General features: G+C 69.7%; 13 protein-coding genes and 2 pseudogenes. 3 read left to right on the top strand and 12 right to left on the bottom strand.

Features of this window, described 5'->3' with window-relative positions:
• Positions 1-208: 208 nt before the first annotated feature.
• A complete protein-coding gene (locus ACYVDG_RS10370) occupies positions 209-1,225 on the top strand; it encodes a LacI family DNA-binding transcriptional regulator (protein WP_460748839.1) in 1,017 nt (338 codons plus the stop codon).
• 96 nt (positions 1,226-1,321) lie between these two features.
• Positions 1,322-1,879 (top strand): hypothetical protein, encoded by a 558-nt coding sequence (locus ACYVDG_RS10365; RefSeq protein WP_460748837.1) that lies wholly within the window; start codon positions 1,322-1,324, stop codon positions 1,877-1,879.
• A 124-nt stretch (positions 1,880-2,003) separates the two neighbouring features.
• Here the strand turns inward: ACYVDG_RS10365 and rpsN are convergent, their stop codons facing one another.
• The 10 genes and pseudogenes from rpsN to ACYVDG_RS10315 all read right to left on the bottom strand — a co-directional run bounded on the left by rpsN (position 2,004) and on the right by ACYVDG_RS10315 (position 10,825).
• Positions 2,004-2,309, bottom strand: coding sequence for a 30S ribosomal protein S14 (gene rpsN / locus ACYVDG_RS10360; protein WP_460748835.1), 306 nt, complete (start codon positions 2,307-2,309; stop codon positions 2,004-2,006).
• Positions 2,309-2,380 (bottom strand): annotated as a pseudogene (locus ACYVDG_RS10355) (50S ribosomal protein L28); the annotation flags it as partial. The gene rpsN and the pseudogene ACYVDG_RS10355, both read right to left, overlap by 1 nt.
• A 67-nt stretch (positions 2,381-2,447) precedes the next feature.
• On the bottom strand, positions 2,448-3,956 hold the full coding sequence (gene tnpB, locus ACYVDG_RS10350) for an IS607 family element RNA-guided endonuclease TnpB (protein ID WP_460748833.1): 1,509 nt from the start codon (positions 3,954-3,956) through the stop codon (positions 2,448-2,450).
• Positions 3,957-4,164: 208 nt separating this feature from the next.
• Positions 4,165-4,332: pseudogene (gene rpmB / locus ACYVDG_RS10345) on the bottom strand (50S ribosomal protein L28); the annotation flags it as partial.
• Positions 4,333-4,389: 57 nt separating this feature from the next.
• Positions 4,390-4,641: a 30S ribosomal protein S18 gene (rpsR, locus tag ACYVDG_RS10340; RefSeq protein ID WP_460748830.1), complete on the bottom strand. Its 252-nt coding sequence runs from the start codon at positions 4,639-4,641 to the stop codon at positions 4,390-4,392.
• 52 nt (positions 4,642-4,693) lie between these two features.
• Positions 4,694-5,809 (bottom strand): CobW family GTP-binding protein, encoded by a 1,116-nt coding sequence (locus ACYVDG_RS10335; protein WP_460748828.1) that lies wholly within the window; start codon positions 5,807-5,809, stop codon positions 4,694-4,696.
• Between the two features lie 247 nt (positions 5,810-6,056).
• On the bottom strand, positions 6,057-7,715 hold the full coding sequence (locus ACYVDG_RS10330; RefSeq protein ID WP_460748826.1) for a glycoside hydrolase family 13 protein: 1,659 nt from the start codon (positions 7,713-7,715) through the stop codon (positions 6,057-6,059).
• Between the two features lie 34 nt (positions 7,716-7,749).
• Complete coding sequence (locus tag ACYVDG_RS10325; protein WP_460748823.1) at positions 7,750-8,586, bottom strand: sugar ABC transporter permease; 837 nt, start codon at positions 8,584-8,586, stop codon at positions 7,750-7,752.
• Entirely contained in the window at positions 8,583-9,524 is a 942-nt protein-coding gene (locus ACYVDG_RS10320) for a carbohydrate ABC transporter permease (protein WP_460748820.1), read from the bottom strand. The genes ACYVDG_RS10325 and ACYVDG_RS10320 overlap by 4 nt, the downstream gene beginning before the upstream one ends.
• A gap of 11 nt (positions 9,525-9,535) precedes the next feature.
• Complete coding sequence (locus ACYVDG_RS10315) at positions 9,536-10,825, bottom strand: extracellular solute-binding protein (protein ID WP_460748817.1); 1,290 nt, start codon at positions 10,823-10,825, stop codon at positions 9,536-9,538.
• 266 nt (positions 10,826-11,091) lie between these two features.
• On the opposite strand from ACYVDG_RS10315, the gene pulA reads away from it, so the two are divergent.
• Positions 11,092-13,926, top strand: coding sequence for a pullulanase-type alpha-1,6-glucosidase (gene pulA / locus ACYVDG_RS10310; protein WP_460748814.1), 2,835 nt, complete (start codon positions 11,092-11,094; stop codon positions 13,924-13,926).
• A 115-nt stretch (positions 13,927-14,041) separates the two neighbouring features.
• Here pulA and ACYVDG_RS10305 read toward each other — a convergent pair whose 3' ends face one another.
• On the bottom strand, positions 14,042-15,115 hold the full coding sequence (locus ACYVDG_RS10305; protein ID WP_460748810.1) for a LacI family DNA-binding transcriptional regulator: 1,074 nt from the start codon (positions 15,113-15,115) through the stop codon (positions 14,042-14,044).
• 116 nt (positions 15,116-15,231) lie between these two features.
• Positions 15,232-16,458: an FAD-dependent monooxygenase gene (locus ACYVDG_RS10300; protein WP_460748806.1), complete on the bottom strand. Its 1,227-nt coding sequence runs from the start codon at positions 16,456-16,458 to the stop codon at positions 15,232-15,234.
• Positions 16,459-16,464: the final 6 nt, after the last annotated feature.

The raw sequence follows: 16,464 nt of genomic DNA, 5'->3' as shown, positions 1-16,464 counted from the left end.
GTTCTTCCGTCGGTCTTGTGGGGGGACCCGAAAACTTCCGAAATGTTTCCGATAGCTTTCGGGAAGGCTGACGCTAAATTGTCCGTGTGGCTACGTCAAGGGGCTGATTGGTTGCGAGAAGGTTGCGGCGCGGGAGCTCGAAAAGTTTCGGGATAGAATCCTTCGCAGCGGGCCCAGGGGAACCCGGTCCCGGACGAAGAGGAGGCATATGGCCAAGCGACGGCCCACACTGGCCGAGATCGCGGGCGAGGCGGGCATCTCCGTCTCGACCGTCTCCAAGGTGATCAACGGCCACCTCGATGTTGCCGTGGAGACCCGCCGCCAGGTGGAGCGGCTCCTGGAACACCACCGTTACCAGCCGCGCCGCCACCGGGAGCGGCGCACGGTCGGCCTGATCGACCTCGTCTTCCTGGACCTCGGAAGCCCGTGGGCCATGGAGATACTCACGGGGGTCGAGGAGGTCACGCACGACGCGGGTTTCGGGATCGTCGTCTCCGCCGTACACGACCGCAAGCGCAGCAGGCCCGGCCGCAAGTGGCTGGACAACATCCAGGCCCGGAACTCCGACGGGGTGGTCCTGGTGCTCTCCGACCTCTCCTCACAGCAGCAGGCGCAGCTCGATGCCCTGGGGATACCCGTGGTGATCGTCGACCCCGTCGGCGACCCCGCCCGAGGAGTCCCCACGGTGGGCGCCGCGAACTGGGACGGCGGCCTCACCGCCACCGAACACCTCATCGGCATGGGCCACCAGCGGATCGCCATGCTCACCGGGCCTCCGGACGTCATGTGCAGCCGGGCCAGGGTGGACGGCTACGGCAGCGCCATGCGCGACGCCGGACTCAGCATCCCCGAGGGCTACGTCCGCCACGGCGACTTCCTGTCCGGGACCGGCAAGGAGATCACCGAGGACCTGCTGGGCCTGCCCGAACCGCCCACGGCGATCTTCGCGGGCTCGGACCAAATGGCCCGCGGTGCCTATGAGGCCCTGTACAAACGGGGGATGAGCGTGCCCGACGACGTCTCGGTGGTGGGTTTCGACGACCTTCCCGAAGCCCGCTGGGCGACCCCGCCGCTGACCACCGTCCGCCAGCCGCTGCGCGACATGGCGCAGATGGCCACCCGCATGCTGTTCGACCTCATCGGCGGCAACGAACCCGAGACCACCCGCGTGGAACTCTCCACCCGGCTGATCGAGCGGGACAGCACCGCCCCGCCCAAGGGCTGAACCGTAAGGCCCCCGGTCCGGTCCACCTCCGTGCGGTCGCTAAGGTCTCCGGCGGAGTGCGCGGACACCGCGCCCGGAGCGGAGGGAGCGAGCCTGGTGACCAAGAAGAACGGGGAATCGACGCTCGGGTACTGGATCGCCTTCTTCGTGGTCTGGGCACTCCTGTTCAGCGCCACCTACGCCTACGGCGGAGCCGTGTCCTTCGCGCAACAGCACTACTGGGAGCACCGCCAGGCCGACAAGGGGCGTGCCGGGATCGAGGGCGCGGCCGAGGTCACCCACATTCGGGAAGAGGAGCGGCGTTCCGCTTTTCGCAGGTGGACCAATGTGACGTGCCGCGCCAACTTCGTGCCCGACGACGGCGGCACCGAGGTGACGGTCACCCTCTCCCTGCCGGGCGAGTGCGAGGAAGGGGCCGTGCACGAGGACGCCCGCATGGTGCCCGCGACGGAGAGCCGGTGGGACCCCGCGGACATCGACGAGGCCCACGTCCCCGGAGGCGGGACGGGCGGCAAGGTCTGGCTGGCGTTCTTGGCCACACTCGGCCAGTTCCTGCTCTCCGGGTTCGGCGCCATGGTCCTGGTCGACTGGGTCTACCGGAGGGTGACGTCGGTACGGAACCGGATCGCGTCGCGCGGGTCCCCGCCGCGCTGACAGCCAGGGTGGGCCCGTTCCCTCAGCGCGGTCGGGCGCGGGCGGGTCCCCGGGGGAGGGAGACGATCCCGGGAACCCCGGGCCGACCGGATCGCGAACGGTCGGCCCCGCCGGCGCCCGAGGGCTACCAGCTGGACTTGGTGACCCCTGGCAGCTCGCCCCGGTGGGCCATCTCCCGGAAGCGGATCCTCGACAGGCCGAACTTCCTCAGGTGGGCGCGCGGGCGGCCGTCGACCGCGTCGCGGTTGCGGACCCGGGTGGCGCTGGCGTCGCGGGGCTGTCGGCGCAGTTCGGCGAAGGCGGCCGCGCGCTCCTCCTCTCCGGTGTGCGGGCTCTTGATCAGCCGCTTCAGTTCGGCGCGCCGCTCGGCGTAGCGGGCGACGACCTTCTTGCGCTGCTCGTTGCGGGCGATCTTGCTCTTCTTGGCCATCAGACCCTCTCCCCTCGGGCACGGATGTCGGCGACCACGCGCTCGATGCCCCGGGCATCGATGACCTTCATCCGTTGCTGATGTCTTAAGCGAACATCAGCATTCCGTGCATGTGTGCACGAAAGGTCCGTGACGGTGTCACCACAACCTCAGTTGGGTGTCCTGACGACGGTGTCCCGCTTCTTTCCGCCTTTGCGGTCTTGCGCCACCGGCCCGCCCCGCACCCGCTCTGCGGCGGGTGCGGGTGGTGCGGGTCTTACGGTCGGCTCCACGGGCCTTCGGAGCCCTCGCTCCCCGGTCTCCGGCCACTCCGGTACCGGTACTGCCCACCTGCGCCGCCAGGGCGGCGAGGTTGCGTGCTGCGTTGACGTCCCGATCCAGCACGAGGGGACATGCGTCGCAGTCGAACACCCGGATGTGCAGCGGCAGCTTGGCTTTCGTCGCCCCGCACCCCGAGCAGGTCTTACTACTGGCGAACCACCGGTCGGCCACCACCAGGCGCCCGCCGTTCCATACGGTTTTGTAGTCCAGTTGGCGGCGGATCTGCCCGAACCCCGCATCCTGGATGCGGCGGGCCAGACGCCGGTTCTTGACCATCCCGGCCACGTTGAGGTCTTCGATGACCACCGTGCCGTACTCGCCCGCCAGCGAGCTGGTCAGGTGGTGCAGCGCGTTGGTGCGCAGGTTGGCCACCCGGTGGTGCACCTTGTTGCGGGCCTGGTTGGCCTTGACCCACCGCTTGGACGGGGGGCGCCCGGTGCGCCGGTCCGGGCCCTGCCTCCGGGACACCCTCCGCGAGGCCCGGCGCAGGTCCTTCAGTGCCCCGTCCAGGTGGCGGGGGTTGGCCACGTGCCACACCCGCCCGTCGGTGTCGGCGACCACCGCCAAAGATTTCAGGCCCAGGTCCACCCCGGCCACCCCCTGCGGGCGGGCCGGAGTGGTGGGGGTGCGTTCGATCTCGACCTGGAAGGAGACCTGCCACCGGCCCCGCCGGTGCGAGACCGTGGCCGAGAGGATGCGTGCGGTCCCGTTGGTCAGGCGGCGGTGGAGTTTGCGGGTGGACTCGTGGGTACGCACCTGCCCCACCACCGGCAAGGTGACATGACGCCGGGAGTCCTCACACCGGATCGCCCCGGTGGTGAACCGGCACGACAGGGGTGCCCGGTGCTTGGACTTGGGCCGCGGCACCCCCACCCTCGGACCCTTGCGATCGCCCCGCTTGGCGGCGGAGTAGCCGTCAAAGGCAGCCGCCGCGTTCGCCAGGCCGGTGTTGTAGGCCTCCTTGGAGTTGTCGGCCCACCAGGTGGCGAACCGGGGGTCCTGGCGTTTGGTGGCGTTGAACGCCCGCCGTAGGGCGGGCAGCGACCAGGACCGCCACGGGGTGCGCTCGGACTCAGGGACCCCGTAGGAGGCCTCGGCCTTGCGTTGGTCCCAGGTGGCCAGGACGTGGTTGCGGGCCCAGTTGAAGGCCGTCCGGGCGGCGCCGCAGTGCGAGCGCAGCCGTTGCTCGGTCTCGGCGCCGGGGTCCAGGGCGAAGACGTAGGCCTGGACCCCGTGCCCGGGGCGGGGCTGAAACCCCCGCTTCTTCTTGCGCTTGTTCTTGCCTTCTGCTTGTTGCTCGTCCTGCTGTAGAGCGGTCTCGGCCACGGGTCTCACCCCCTCCCGGCGTCTCGTTCACACGTTCGAGAAAGACGTTAGCGGGACGGGCGGGCCGGTGTGGGGGAATCGGCGAATCCCCTGATTCTTTTCTCCGGGAGAACCGATCCGAGCGCCTGGCTCTTCAACGGTGGCCTGCGGCCGTAGTGATCATTGCTGACAGGAGTGGACGGTTGCTGAGGGAACACAGAACAGCTCACAACCCCTTGGTGCTCAGCTTGAGCTTCACGAAGCGCTGTTCACTGGGCAGCCAGTAGCGCTTGTTCTGGATGTTGGGGTCGAACCGGCGGCGGGTGCGCCGGTTCGAGTGGGAGACGGCGTTGCCGAAACCGGGCGCTTTGCCGGTCACCTGGCAGACACGGGACATGGTGTGTTCCTCCTACTTTCTCGGTGGTCGTTCCCTACGGCTGTCCGTCCTGGGCGGTCAGCCCTGCTTGGCCGAGGACGGGTAGGGCAGCAGGGCCATCTCGCGGGCGTTCTTGACGGCGGCCGCGACCAGGCGCTGCTGGCGCGCGGTGACACGTGTGACCCGGCGGCTGCGGATCTTCCCCTTCTCCGAGATGAACTTGCGGAGCAGGTTGGTGTCCTTGTAGTCGACGCTGTCGGCATCGCCCAGCGGGTTGGCGAACCGACGCGGGGCGCCGCGTCCACCGGAACGGCGGGACTTCGGTGGCATGGTGATCACTCCTTTCAGTGAACGTCCAGGTCGGGTCGGGGGCGCGTGCGGTTCAGAGCGCGTCGGCGAACGGGTCCTCCGCCTGAGGGCGCCCTGACTCCTCGTCCGTGAGCAGGCAGGAGTCGAGCAGCTCGACCAGCCGCTGGGCGTCCAGGTCGACCCCGGTGAAGGCGAGGTGCTGACGGCGGTCGGCGATCACCGGGTCCCAGTCCAGGAGCGCGGAGGCTCGGCGGGTCTCGGAGACCATGTCGATGGCGGCCCCGGGCAGGGCGCCCAGCCACGGACCCGCGCTCTCCAACAGCAGGGCGTCGTTGTGGGCGTCCCAGACGAGCAGGGTGTCGGGCCTGCTGGCCAGCCAGATCCGGCCCCGGCCGCGCAACCCCGCGGAGACGATCCGCTCCAGCGCCTCGTGCAGGCGGACCGGGTGCAGGGGCCGTTTGCGGGTCCACACCACGGTGCTGACCCGGTCGTCGGTCTGGTCGCAGTACTGCGCCCACGCCGGGTTGAGCCGGTTCGCCGCGCTCTCCGGGTCGAAGCGGCCTTCGGTGAGGGCCACCAGGCCGCCACCGGGCGGGACCACCACGGCAGCCGGGTTGAGGTGCTCGATCAGCGCGCGTGCCTCGTCGCGGTGGCCGGCTCCGTGCAGGGTGAGCACGGTCGGGTACTCGATCTGGTGGGCGAGGACCTCGGCGACGGTGCGCTCGTCCTCTGCCGCGATGTCCAGGGACCGGTCGGAGAGGTCGTCGTGGCCGGACAGGTCCGGCAGCAGGCGTTCGGAGTCCACCGCGGTGGCGACCGTGGCCAGCTGCAACTCCTCGCGGGAGGCGACGATCTCGGCGACGGACCGGGGCTCGACACCGTCCCAGGCCTCCACCACGCACAGGGTGTGCTCGCCGCGTTCCGCCAGTCGCAGGAGGGCGGGCACGAGGTCCTCGCGCAGTGTGCAGGTGGCGCACAGGTGGTCCAGGTACACGCGGTCGTGGTCGACGGGTCCCCATCGGTCGCGGACGACACGGTGGACGATCCCCTCGGCGATCCCGTCGAGGTCGTGGTGGATGGCGATGGACCCGGGAAGAGCCGTGATCAGGTCGTCCACGGTGCGGCGCCGCGCGGACCGGTGCAGCCCGGAGACCACCGCCACGCGCAGGGGCGCGGTCACTTCAGTCATGGGGGAAGAACCTCCCGATAATGAAAACGATAACCATTACCGTAGCGCACGGAGGCCGTATCCGGAAACCGCCCCCCAGTACCGCCCCAGAACCGCCCCAACACCGCCCCAGAACCGCCCCAGAACCGCCCCAGAACCGCCCCAACACCGCCCCAGCGCAGGCAGTCCCAACGAAGGCCCCACGCGAACGGCCCGCCACGCGGGCGGGCCGTCTCAACACGGGGAACGAAAGGACAGGAAGCGGGAGTCAGCGGGCCCGGGACCACCAAGCCGTGGTGTCGGCCGGCAGCACCACCTCCTCGCCCCGAACCTCCACCGGGCCGCTGGCCAACAGCAGACCCCCCGGGAGCGGTAGCGTCCGCGCCTCGCCCAGCGTGTTGGCCGTGCAGGTGAACACCTCCGCGCCGCCGGAGCGCTCGAACACCAGCACACCCTCCGGTCCCGGCGTCCACCGCAGACCGTCCCGCCCACCCAGGCACGGGTGCTCGTGCCGCAGCGCCAGCGCCGACCGGTACAGCTCCAAGGTGGAACCCGCCACCCCGGTCTGGGCGGCCACGCTCAGCTCACCCCACGACCCGGGCTGCGGCAGCCAGCTGCCGCCCGGACCGAACCCGTATGACGGGCCCTCGCGCGTCCACGGGATCGGCACCCGGCATCCGTCGCGGAACCCCTCCTGCCCGCTGGCCCGGAAGAACGACGGGTCCTGGCGGACCTCGTCCGGCAGGTCGGTGACGTCGGGCAACCCGAGCTCCTCCCCCTGGTACAGGTAGGCCGAGCCGGGCAGGGCCAGCATGAACAGCGTCGCCGCCCGCGCCCGCCGCAGCCCCAGTTCAAGGTCGCCGGGCTGGCGCTGCTGCGTGCCCAGCTCCGGCGGGTTGCCGTACCGGGTCGCGTGCCGGGTGACGTCGTGGTTGGACAGCACCCAGGTGGGCGCTGCCTCCACGGCGCGCATCGCGGCGAGCGAGCTGTCGACGACCCCCTTCAGCTCCTCCGCGTCCCAGTACGTGGCCAGGTAGGCGAAGTTGAACGCCTGGTGCATCTCGTCCGGCCGGACGTACAGCGCGGTCCTCTCCACGCTGGGAGCCCACGCCTCCGCGACCAGCACCCGCTCGCCCGGGTAGCTGTCCAGCAGCGTCCGCCAGTCCCGGTAGATCTCGTGCACGCCGTCCTGGTCGAAGAACGGCAGCTGGTACGCGCCGAGCAGGCGGGCCCGCTTTCCGCCGTCCTGGTCGGGAAGGCCGGGGGCCTTGACCAGGCCGTGCGCCACGTCCACCCGGAATCCGTCCACGCCCCGGTCCAGCCAGAACCGCAGCACGTCGCGGAACTCCTCCCGCACCGCAGGGCTGTCCCAGTTGAGGTCGGGCTGCTGGGGCGCGAACAGGTGCAGGTACCACTCGCCGAGCTCACCGTCGGCGTTCTTCACGCGGGTCCACGCGGGCCCGCCGAAGACCGACTTCCAGTCGTTGGGTGGCAGTTCACCGTCTGATCCGCGCCCGGGGCGGAAGTGGAAGCGGTCCCGGAACGGCGATCCCGGTCCGTCCTCCAAGGCGGCCCGGAACCAGGGGTGCTCCTCGGAGCAGTGGTTGGGCACCAGGTCCACGATCACGCGAAGACCCTGCTCGTGGGCGGTCCGCAGGAGGGCGTCGGCGTCTTCCAAGGTGCCGAACAGGGGGTCGACGCGGCGGTAGTCGGTGACGTCGTACCCGGCGTCGGCGTGCGGTGAGGCGTAGAAGGGCGAGATCCACACAGCGTCCACCCCCAGGTCGCGCAGGTGGCCGAGGCGGCCGCGGATGCCGGGGAGGTCGCCGATCCCGTCGCCGTCGGAGTCGGCGAAGCTCCGCGGATAGACCTGGTAGACGACCGCGTCCCGCCACCAGGAGGTGGGGGAGGAGGCAGTGTGGCTCATGGGTTCCCTTCGGTTCGGGGTGCGGTGCGGGGGCTCATCCCTTGGTGCCGCCGGCGGTCAGCCCCGCGACGAGGTGTTTCTGGGCGAAGAAGAACACGATCCCGGCGGGGATCATGATCAGGACGGACGCCGAGGTCATCAGGCCCCATTCCGCCCGGTGCGGGCCGACGAAGTTCTGCAGGCCCACCGCGAGCGTGTACCGGTTCTCGCTGCTCATGAACTGGGTGGCGAAGGCGACCTCGCTCCACGCGGTGAGGAACGTGTAGAAGCCGGTGACCGCCAGGCCCGGTTTAGCCAGGGGGACGATGAGCCGCCAGAAGGTCCCGAAGGGCGTCAGTCCGTCCACCTGCCCCGCCTCGTCGAGGGAGACCGGGATGGTGTCGAAGTAGCTCTTGAGCATCCACGCGCAGAACGGCACGGACACCGAGCAGTAGGTGAGGATGAGGCCGCCGTGCGAGTTCAGCAGGCCGAGAGTGCCGAGGATGTTGTAGAGCGGCACGATCAGCACCGCCACCGGGAACATCTGGAACACGAGGAACGACCACATGAGCGATCCCCTGCCGGGGAAACGCATCCGTGAGGCCGCGTACCCGGCGCTGGCCGCGATGGTTACACCGATCACCATGGTCAGCCCGGCCACGATGGTGCTGTTGGCGAACCACAGGAGGAACTCGGTCCGGGTGAGCAGGTGGACGTAGTTGCTCGCGGTGAACCCTTCCAAGGCGAGCGGGTCGGTCCACCCCCGCTCGCCGCGCAGCGACACCAGGAGGATGAACACGATGGGGAACAGCGCGCACAGCACCGCCAGGCACAGTGTGGTGTGCAGCGCGACCGACGCCCGGGCCGATCTGCGCTTGCCGAGTGTGTTCACAGCCGCACCTCCTGGCGCTTGAGGGACTGGCGGTACACCGAGGCGAACACCAGGAGCAGGGACAGGATGATGACGCCGTAGGTGGCCGACCCCGCGTAGTCACGAACCCCCTGGAAGGCGAGGCGGTAGGCGTAGGTCACGAGGATCTCGCTCTCCGTACCGCCCGCATGCCCGATCACCAGGTAGATGACGGGGAACATGTTGAAGGTCCAGATGGTGCCGAGCAGGATCACGGTGCTGGAGATGGGCCGCAGCCCGGGCAGGGTGACGTGCACGAACCGGTCCCACGGGCTGGCGCCGTCCATCGCGGCGGCCTCGTGCAGCTCGCGCTGGATGGACTGCAGCCCGCCCAGCAGGGCGACCATCATGAACGGCACGCCCAACCAGGTGTTGACCGCGATCACGGCGACCTTCTGCAGGGTGGGGTCGCCCAGCCAGTCCACCGGGCCGAACCCCAACAGTCCGATCAGGCTGTTGAGGACACCGACGTCGGTGTTGTACATCAGCCGCCAGGAAAAGGCGGCCACGAACGCCGGCACCGCCCACGGCAGGATCAGCAGCACCCGGTACAGGGACCGGCCGCGCATCTCCCGGTTGAGCAGCATGGCCAGTCCGAGAGCGATGCTGTAGTGCAGGATCACGCAGCTGGCCGTCCACACGACGGTCCAGCCGAGCCGGGGGTAGAACGAGCCCTCCTGCCCGGACAGCACCTGCCAGTAGTTGTCCAGGCCGACGAACTCGTACGTGGAGGGGACGTGGAAGTCCCCTACGGTCCTGCCGAGGTTGGCTTCGTTGGCGTTGGTGAAGGACAGGAAGATGCCGCGTCCGAGGGGGTAGCCGATGACGACCGCGAGGACCACGACCACGGGAAGGACCATGGCCCACGCGTACCAGTGCTGGGAGAAGGAGCGCCGGACGCCGGCGAAGAGAGTTCTCATGGTGGTCCAGGTCAGTTGAGGACGTAGTCCGGGATGAACTCGCCCTGCCACTCCTCGGCCAGGTCGTCGAGCCCTTCCTGAACGGGGGTGCCGCGCAGGATGTGGACGTAGTGCTGGTCGAAGGTGGCGAAGAGGTCGCCGATGCCGGGGATGCTCGGGCGCGGCCGGGCGTACTCCATCGCTTCCTGGAAGGCTTCCTTCGCTGGGTCGGAGGTGACCTCGTCGGTGTAGGCGTCGTAGCGGGTCGGCAGGGTGTTGATCTCGGTGGCCGTGTACTCCTGGTTCTCCGCGGACGCCATGAACCGCACGAAGAGGTGGGCGGCGTCCACGTTCTCCGAGCCGCGGTAGACGGAGTAGTGGTGGCCGCCGATCGGCGCGCCCTGGTCCACGGAGCCCGCGGGGATGGGGGCGATACCCAGGTTCTCGGCGTCCTCGAAGGCCTCACCGGTGAGGCTGTCGCTCACCGACCAGGGGCCGTTGAGGACCATGGCGACCCGGCCGCTCTTGAACGAGGTCTGCATGGCGACGTAGCCGTCGGTGGTGGCCGGGTCCAGGGAGACACCGGAGTCCACCATGTCGACCGCCGTCTGGAACCCGGCGACCGCTTCGGCGTCGTTGACGGTGATGGTGCCGCTCTCGACGTCGAGCATGTCACCGCCCTCGCCGTAGATCTTCGGGAGCGTGAAGTAGCCCTCGGGGTTGAGCTGGGTGCCCGCGACCCCGGTCTCGGCCTCGATGGTCTCGGCGGCCTCGTTGAACTCGTCCCAGGTGGCGGGCGGCTCCTCGATACCCGCCTCCTCGAAGACCTCCCGGTTGTAGAGCAGCCCGAGGGTGTCGGTGACCTGCGGAACGCCGAAGATCTCGTCCTCGTAGGTGGCTGCCTCGATCGGTCCCTCCATGAAGGAGTCGAGCTCGTCCAGGGCGACGGTGCCGGACAGCGGTTGAAGGTAACCGAGGGAAGCGAGCCCGGCAGTCCAGCCGACGTCGGTGCGCAGCACGTCCGGGGCGCCGTCGCCGCTCTGCGCCGCGGTCTTGAAGCGCTGCTCGGCGGAGTCGAAGGAGATCTGGACGCGGTCGACGTCGATGTTGGGGTACTCGTCCTCGAACCTGTCGACGAGTTCGTCGTAGGCGGGCCCCTCGGCCTCGTTGGAGGTGTCCCAATAGGTGACGGTGCCGGTGACGCTCTGGGGGTCCTCGGCGGCGAGGGTGCCGTCGCCGCCCCCTTCGTCGCTGTCGCCGCTGCCGCAGGCGGTGGCGATGAGCACGGTGCTCAGGGTGAGCGCGGTGAAGCCGTATCGCATGTGTCCTCCTCAGGGGGTGGGCCGACGCGGTGGCCCCTGCAGGGGACCCACCGGCCGATCCGGGGAGTTGGACCACGGCCCGGTATGGGCTGTGATGGCGAGAACGTTACCCTGATAACTAACACGAGTTACATAACATTTTTCTATCGGTGGGGACCGGGTTCCGAGATTCCGTGTTCACCGCGGTGACCCTCTTGACCCGTCTTGGTTAACGCGCTATTAACTGCTGTTAGCAATGGCGTTACACCCCAGCCGAAGGGCCCGCGATGTCACCGACGCCCCCGAAGCCCGCCCCCGACCAGCCACCCAGTGAACGGCCGCGCCGCTCCCGCAACCCGTCCCGCAACCGGCGAAGAATGCTCGCCGCCGCGGCCGCGGTGCCCTTGGCCGTCGGACTGGCGTACCTGCCGACCACCGACCTCTGGCCGAGCGCAGCGGCAGCCCTCGTCAGTGACGCACCGGGACCGGGGGCCGCGGTCCAGGAAGAAAGCGCCGCGCACTGGCTCGACCGCACGACCCTCGCGTGGGAGGAAGCGGTCGAGGGTCGCAGCTTCTGGCTCTACACCGACCCCGAGTCCGCGCCGGAGGTCGGTCCCGGCACCGGCGCCGTCGCCCTCGAACACGACCCCGAAGGGATCCCCGAGGACCTCCGGGAGGGCTTCCCGCACCTGGCCGACCACGGCGCGCTCACCCTTCCCGACGGGTTCGGCGACGAGGACGTCCGCGAGCTGCTCAAGGGAGGGCTCGCCGTCGCCGCCTTCGACGGGGACGACACCCTCGTCGACGCCACCGGCCTCCAGGTCCCCGGGGTCTTGGACGACCTCTACGCCGACGCCGCCGACCGCGACCTGGGTCCCCGCTGGGACGACGGGGTTCCCGGACTCGACCTCTGGGCCCCCACGGCCAGGTCGGTGAGCGTCGACCTGTACGACGGCCCCCGCACCGACGAGCCCTTCGCCAGCCACGACCTCGCCGACACCGGCGACGGCGTGTGGAGCGTGGACGGCGAAGCCGACTGGCAGGACGCCTACTACCTGTTCCAGGTGGAGGTGTTCGTGCCCGAGACCGGGCAGGTGGAGCACAACACCGTCACCGACCCCTACTCCGTGGGCCTCGCCGCGGACGGGGAGCGCAGCGCCCTGCTCGACCTCGCGGACGTCTCCGACCCCGGGCTCGCCCCGGAGGGCTGGGCCGACCTGGACAAGCCGGAGACGGGCGAGGTCGTCGAGGAGTCGGTGTACGAACTCCACGTGCGCGACTTCTCCATCGGCGACGAGACCGTCGACGAGGAGGACCGCGGTACCTACCGCGCCTTCACCGACCCCGGAACCGACGGCATGAGCCACCTCGCCGACCTGTCCGAAGACGGCCTCACCTCCGTGCACCTGCTGCCCTTCGCGCACTTCGGCGTCGAGCCCGAGAACCGCGAGGAGCACCGGACACCCGACTGCGACCTCGCCGACCTGCCGCCTGACAGCGAGGAGCAGCAGGCCTGCATCGCCGAGGTCGCCGCCGAGGACGGCTTCAACTGGGGTTACGTCACCGAGCACTTCACCGTGCCCGAGGGCTCCTACGCCAGCGACCCCGACGGCGCCGCCCGAACCCTCGAACTCCGCGAGATGGTCGCCGGGCTCAACGGCACCGGCCTGCGCACCGTCATGGACGTGGTGTACAACCACACCGGAAGCGTCGGCCAGGACGGTGACAACAACCTCGACCGGATCGTCCCCGGCTACTACCACCGCCTCGACGAGACCGGTGAGGTCACCGACTCCACCTGCTGCCCCAACACCGCCGCCGAGCACACGATGATGAACAAGCTCATCATCGACTCCGTGCTCACCTGGGCCACCGACTACAAGATCGACGGCTTCCGCTTCGACCTGATGGGCCACCACCCCAAGCAGACGATGGTCGACCTGCGCGCCGAGTTGGACGGGCTCACCGTGGAGGAGGACGGCGTCGACGGGGCCGCCGTCCACCTGTACGGGGAGGGGTGGAACTTCGGCGAGGTCGAGGACGACGCCCGCTTCGAACAGGCCACCCAGGCCAACATGGCCGGGACCGGTATCGGCACCTTCGACGACCGGCTGCGCGACTCCGTGCGCGGCGGCGGCTGCTGTGACGAGGACCCGCGCGTCCAGGGCTTCGGCAGCGGTCTGTACACCGACCCCAACGGTGCGGACATCAACGGCACTGAGGAGGAGCAGCTGGAGGAACTCCTCCTCGCCCAGGACCGGATCAAGGTAGGACTGAGCGGCTCCCTCGCCGACTACACGCTCGTCGACCGCACCGGCGAGGCCGTCACCGGCGCCGAGGTCGACTACAACGGCGAACCCGCCGGGTACACCGCCCACCCGCAGGAGACCGTCACCTACGTGGCCGCCCACGACGACCTCGACCTGTTCGACGCCCTGGCGTACAAGCTGCCCGAGGGCACCAGCATGGAGGACCGTGTCCGCATGCAGACCCTGTCCCTGGGCACCTCTGCTTTCGGGCAGGGCGTCACGTTCTGGCACGCGGGTTCGGAGATGCTGCGCAGCAAGTCGCTGGACGACAACAGCTACGACTCGGGTGACTGGTTCAACCTCTACGACCCGTCCATGAGCGACAACGGCTTCGGGCGGGGACTGCCCCGTGCGGAGTACAACGAGGACCAGTGGGACCTGGCCGGGCCGCTGCTGGCCGACGCCGACCTCAAACCGTCCTCCGACCAGATCGTCGACGCCGCCCTGCGCTCTCGGGAGCTGCTGTCGATCCGGGAGAGCACCCCGCTGTTCCACCTCGGTGACACTGACACGATCCAGGAAAAGCTGAGCTTCCACGGCGAGGGGCCCGAGCAGACCCCGGGTGTGATCACCATGCGGATCGACGACACCGTGGGGGAGGAGGCCGACCCCGAGCTGGACGGGCTGGTGGTGGTCTTCAACGCCTCGCCGGAGGAGATCACGCAGACCGTCGCCGAGACCGAGGGGCAGGGGTACGCGCTGCACCCGGTCCAGGCTGAAGGCACCGACGACCGGGTGCAGGAGGCGGACTTCGACTCCGACGCGGGCGAGTTCACCGTTCCGGCCCGGACGGTCGCGGTGTTCGTGGACTGACCGGACTCGCGGGCCGGGATGCGAATCGGGTGTGCGGAATGGTTTCGCGGACCGGGCCCGCGGACTGAGTGAGGGGGCGCTCTCCGGATGACGGGGGCGCTCCCTTGGCCCGTCCCTACCCCGCCCGTCCGGGTACGTGTCCGGTGGTGTCGCGCACGACGAGTGTGGTGCCCAGGACCTGGTGCGGGTGCTGGTCCTCTCCCCTTATCGCGGAGATGAGGTAGTCGGCGGCGGTACGCCCCTTGGAGGTGATGGGCTGGCGGACCGTGGTGAGGCGCGGGCGCATCCAGGAGGCCTCGGGCAGGTCGTCGAAACCGGTCACCGACACGTCGCCGGGGATGGACAGGCCCAGGTCGCGCAGGGCGTCGACCGCACCGATGGCCAGGACGTCGGAGAGGGCCACCACCGCGGTGGGCCGTTTTTCCGGGGCCGCCTCGAAGAAGAGTCTCCGGGTTGCCGCGTAACCGTCCATGCGCGTGCACGGGACCTCGGACAGGACGACGTCGTTCCAGTTCAGGCCCGATTCGGTGAGGCTCTCAGTGATCCCGGCCATGCGTCGTGCCAGCGGCCCGTGGTAGCCGTGCTGGGCCGTGTCGGGCCCCGGATCAAGCGACAGCACGGCCAGGCGCCGGTGCCCCTGCTGGATGAGGTGCTGGACGACCTCGCGGGCTCCGCGGCGGTCGTCCACGTCGACGCTGGGCACACCCTCGGGCGGATCGCCGTCCACCAGGACGAAGGGGACGTTGCGGCGGCTCAGCTCGGCGACCTCGCCGCGGTCGTTCTCCAGACCGCAGACGATGAACCCGTCGGCGCCCGCGTAGGGGATGGCCTTGAGCATGGAGTCCGTGAGCGGCGGGGTGAGCAGGAGGGTGAAGCCCTCGCGGTCGCACACCTGGCCGATGCCCATGAAGAACCTCGAGTAGTAGGGGTTCTCCATGATCTTGGCCAGGCTCTGGGGGAGGAGGACGCCCAGCGACTGGGTCTGGCCGGCCTTGAGCATGCGGGCCAGCGTGTTGGGGGTGTACCCCATCTCCTGGGCGGTGGCGAGGATGCGCTCCCGGGTGGCGGCGGAGATCCGGCCGGGGTCGTTGAAGGCGAAGGACACCGCTGACCTGGAGACCCCCACGGCCGCCGCGACGTCTTTGGACGTCGGGCGCCTTCCGCCGGCGGCCTTCCGAGGTGCCTCCATGCTGTTCCCCTGTTCGGTCCTGGCGGATACGAGTGCTAACACATGTTAGTAACGTGACAGCCAGCGGGGAAACCCCCTATTGACCGGCGGCCCGAGTCTACCGGCGCCCCGGTCGGCTATGCGCTTCCGTCGAGGATGTGGACGTAGCGCTCCAGGGCGAACCCGTTGCCCACGGTGTCCATGGGCGGGCGGATGCCCAGGCGCCCCATCCACTCGGTGCCCTTCGCCATCGCCACTTCGGCCCGCTCCCGGATCCAGGTCTCGTACGGCCCCGTCTCCGGAGCGCCGCTGCCCACCATGTACGGAGCCACGGACTGGGCCTCGCGCACCGATGGCCGCATCGCCGCCTCGTAGGAGAAGAACGCCCGTTCGTGGTCGCCCTCCGCGTAGGCGAGATCCCCGGCCAGAGCCAGCGCGCCCATCAGTGCCATCGTCGGCCCCTGGCCGCTCAGCTGTCCCGGGCAGTAGGCGGCGTCACCCACCAGGGCCACCCGTCCGTGTGCCCACAGATCCATCTTGACCTGCGTGGCCGGGGCGACGTCCAGATCGGCCCCGCGCATGGCGCGGAGCAGCCGCGGTACTTCCCAGCCGACGCCGTCGAAGAACTCCTCCACCAAGCGGTACCGGGCGCCCTGGTCCAATGTGCCCCGGCGGACCGGGAAGTTGTCGCGCATCAGGAACGTCACCTCGACCCGGTCGTCCTCCGGCAGGTTGGTGACGATGCAGCCCCGGTGCGGCCACACGTGCCAGGACAGCGCCTCGCTCACGTCGAGGGGGTTGTCCGTCTCGAACGTGGCCACGTTGGCGCTCAGGTAGCGGACGCGGCTCTCGTCCGGGCCTTCGAACGCCAGCCTCCGCACGGGTGAGTACAGCCCGTCCGCACCCAGTACGAGGTCGAAGCGGCGGGCGGGGGAGTTCGCGAAGGTGACGTCCACGCCCTTGGAGTCCTGTTCCAGGTCGGTGACGGTGTCACCGCGCAGGTACTTCACCGGGCCCGCGTTCGCCTGCTCGGATTCACCGAGAAGGGCCTCCACCAGCAGGTCGTGCCGGATGATGAGGGTGCCGGGCTCACCGGGGAAGCGCAGCGGCTCCGACCGTCCGCTGACGTGGGAGTACACCTTGGTGGCGGGGGTGCCGAGAGCGCGGATCCGGTCCCCGAAGCCCGCGCGGTCCAGGAGCTCCAGCCCTTTGCGGGAGAGCTCGACGTGGTTCCCCTCCGCTCGCGGGCCCGGGTCGCTGTCGACGATGGTGGGGGCGAAACCCCGCCGCCCCAGCAAGGCGGCGAGCGCGGTCCCGGCCACGCCGCCACCCGAGACGAGGACGTTCCTGTTGCTGATCGGCACGTGAGC

This window comes from Nocardiopsis oceani, assembly GCF_054777395.1.
This window is presented reverse-complemented; position numbering and strand designations above follow the sequence as displayed.

Coding starts and splice junctions, on each gene's coding strand:
- ACYVDG_RS10335 (WP_460748828.1), bottom strand. CDS start 5,809: ATGACTGAAGTGACCGCGCCCCTGCGCGTGGCGGTGGTCTCCGGGCTG.
- ACYVDG_RS10320 (WP_460748820.1), bottom strand. CDS start 9,524: ATGAGAACTCTCTTCGCCGGCGTCCGGCGCTCCTTCTCCCAGCACTGG.
- ACYVDG_RS10370 (WP_460748839.1), top strand. CDS start 209: ATGGCCAAGCGACGGCCCACACTGGCCGAGATCGCGGGCGAGGCGGGC.
- pulA (WP_460748814.1), top strand. CDS start 11,092: ATGTCACCGACGCCCCCGAAGCCCGCCCCCGACCAGCCACCCAGTGAA.
- ACYVDG_RS10330 (WP_460748826.1), bottom strand. CDS start 7,715: ATGAGCCACACTGCCTCCTCCCCCACCTCCTGGTGGCGGGACGCGGTC.
- rpsR (WP_460748830.1), bottom strand. CDS start 4,641: ATGCCACCGAAGTCCCGCCGTTCCGGTGGACGCGGCGCCCCGCGTCGG.
- ACYVDG_RS10305 (WP_460748810.1), bottom strand. CDS start 15,115: ATGGAGGCACCTCGGAAGGCCGCCGGCGGAAGGCGCCCGACGTCCAAA.
- rpsN (WP_460748835.1), bottom strand. CDS start 2,309: ATGGCCAAGAAGAGCAAGATCGCCCGCAACGAGCAGCGCAAGAAGGTC.
- ACYVDG_RS10315 (WP_460748817.1), bottom strand. CDS start 10,825: ATGCGATACGGCTTCACCGCGCTCACCCTGAGCACCGTGCTCATCGCC.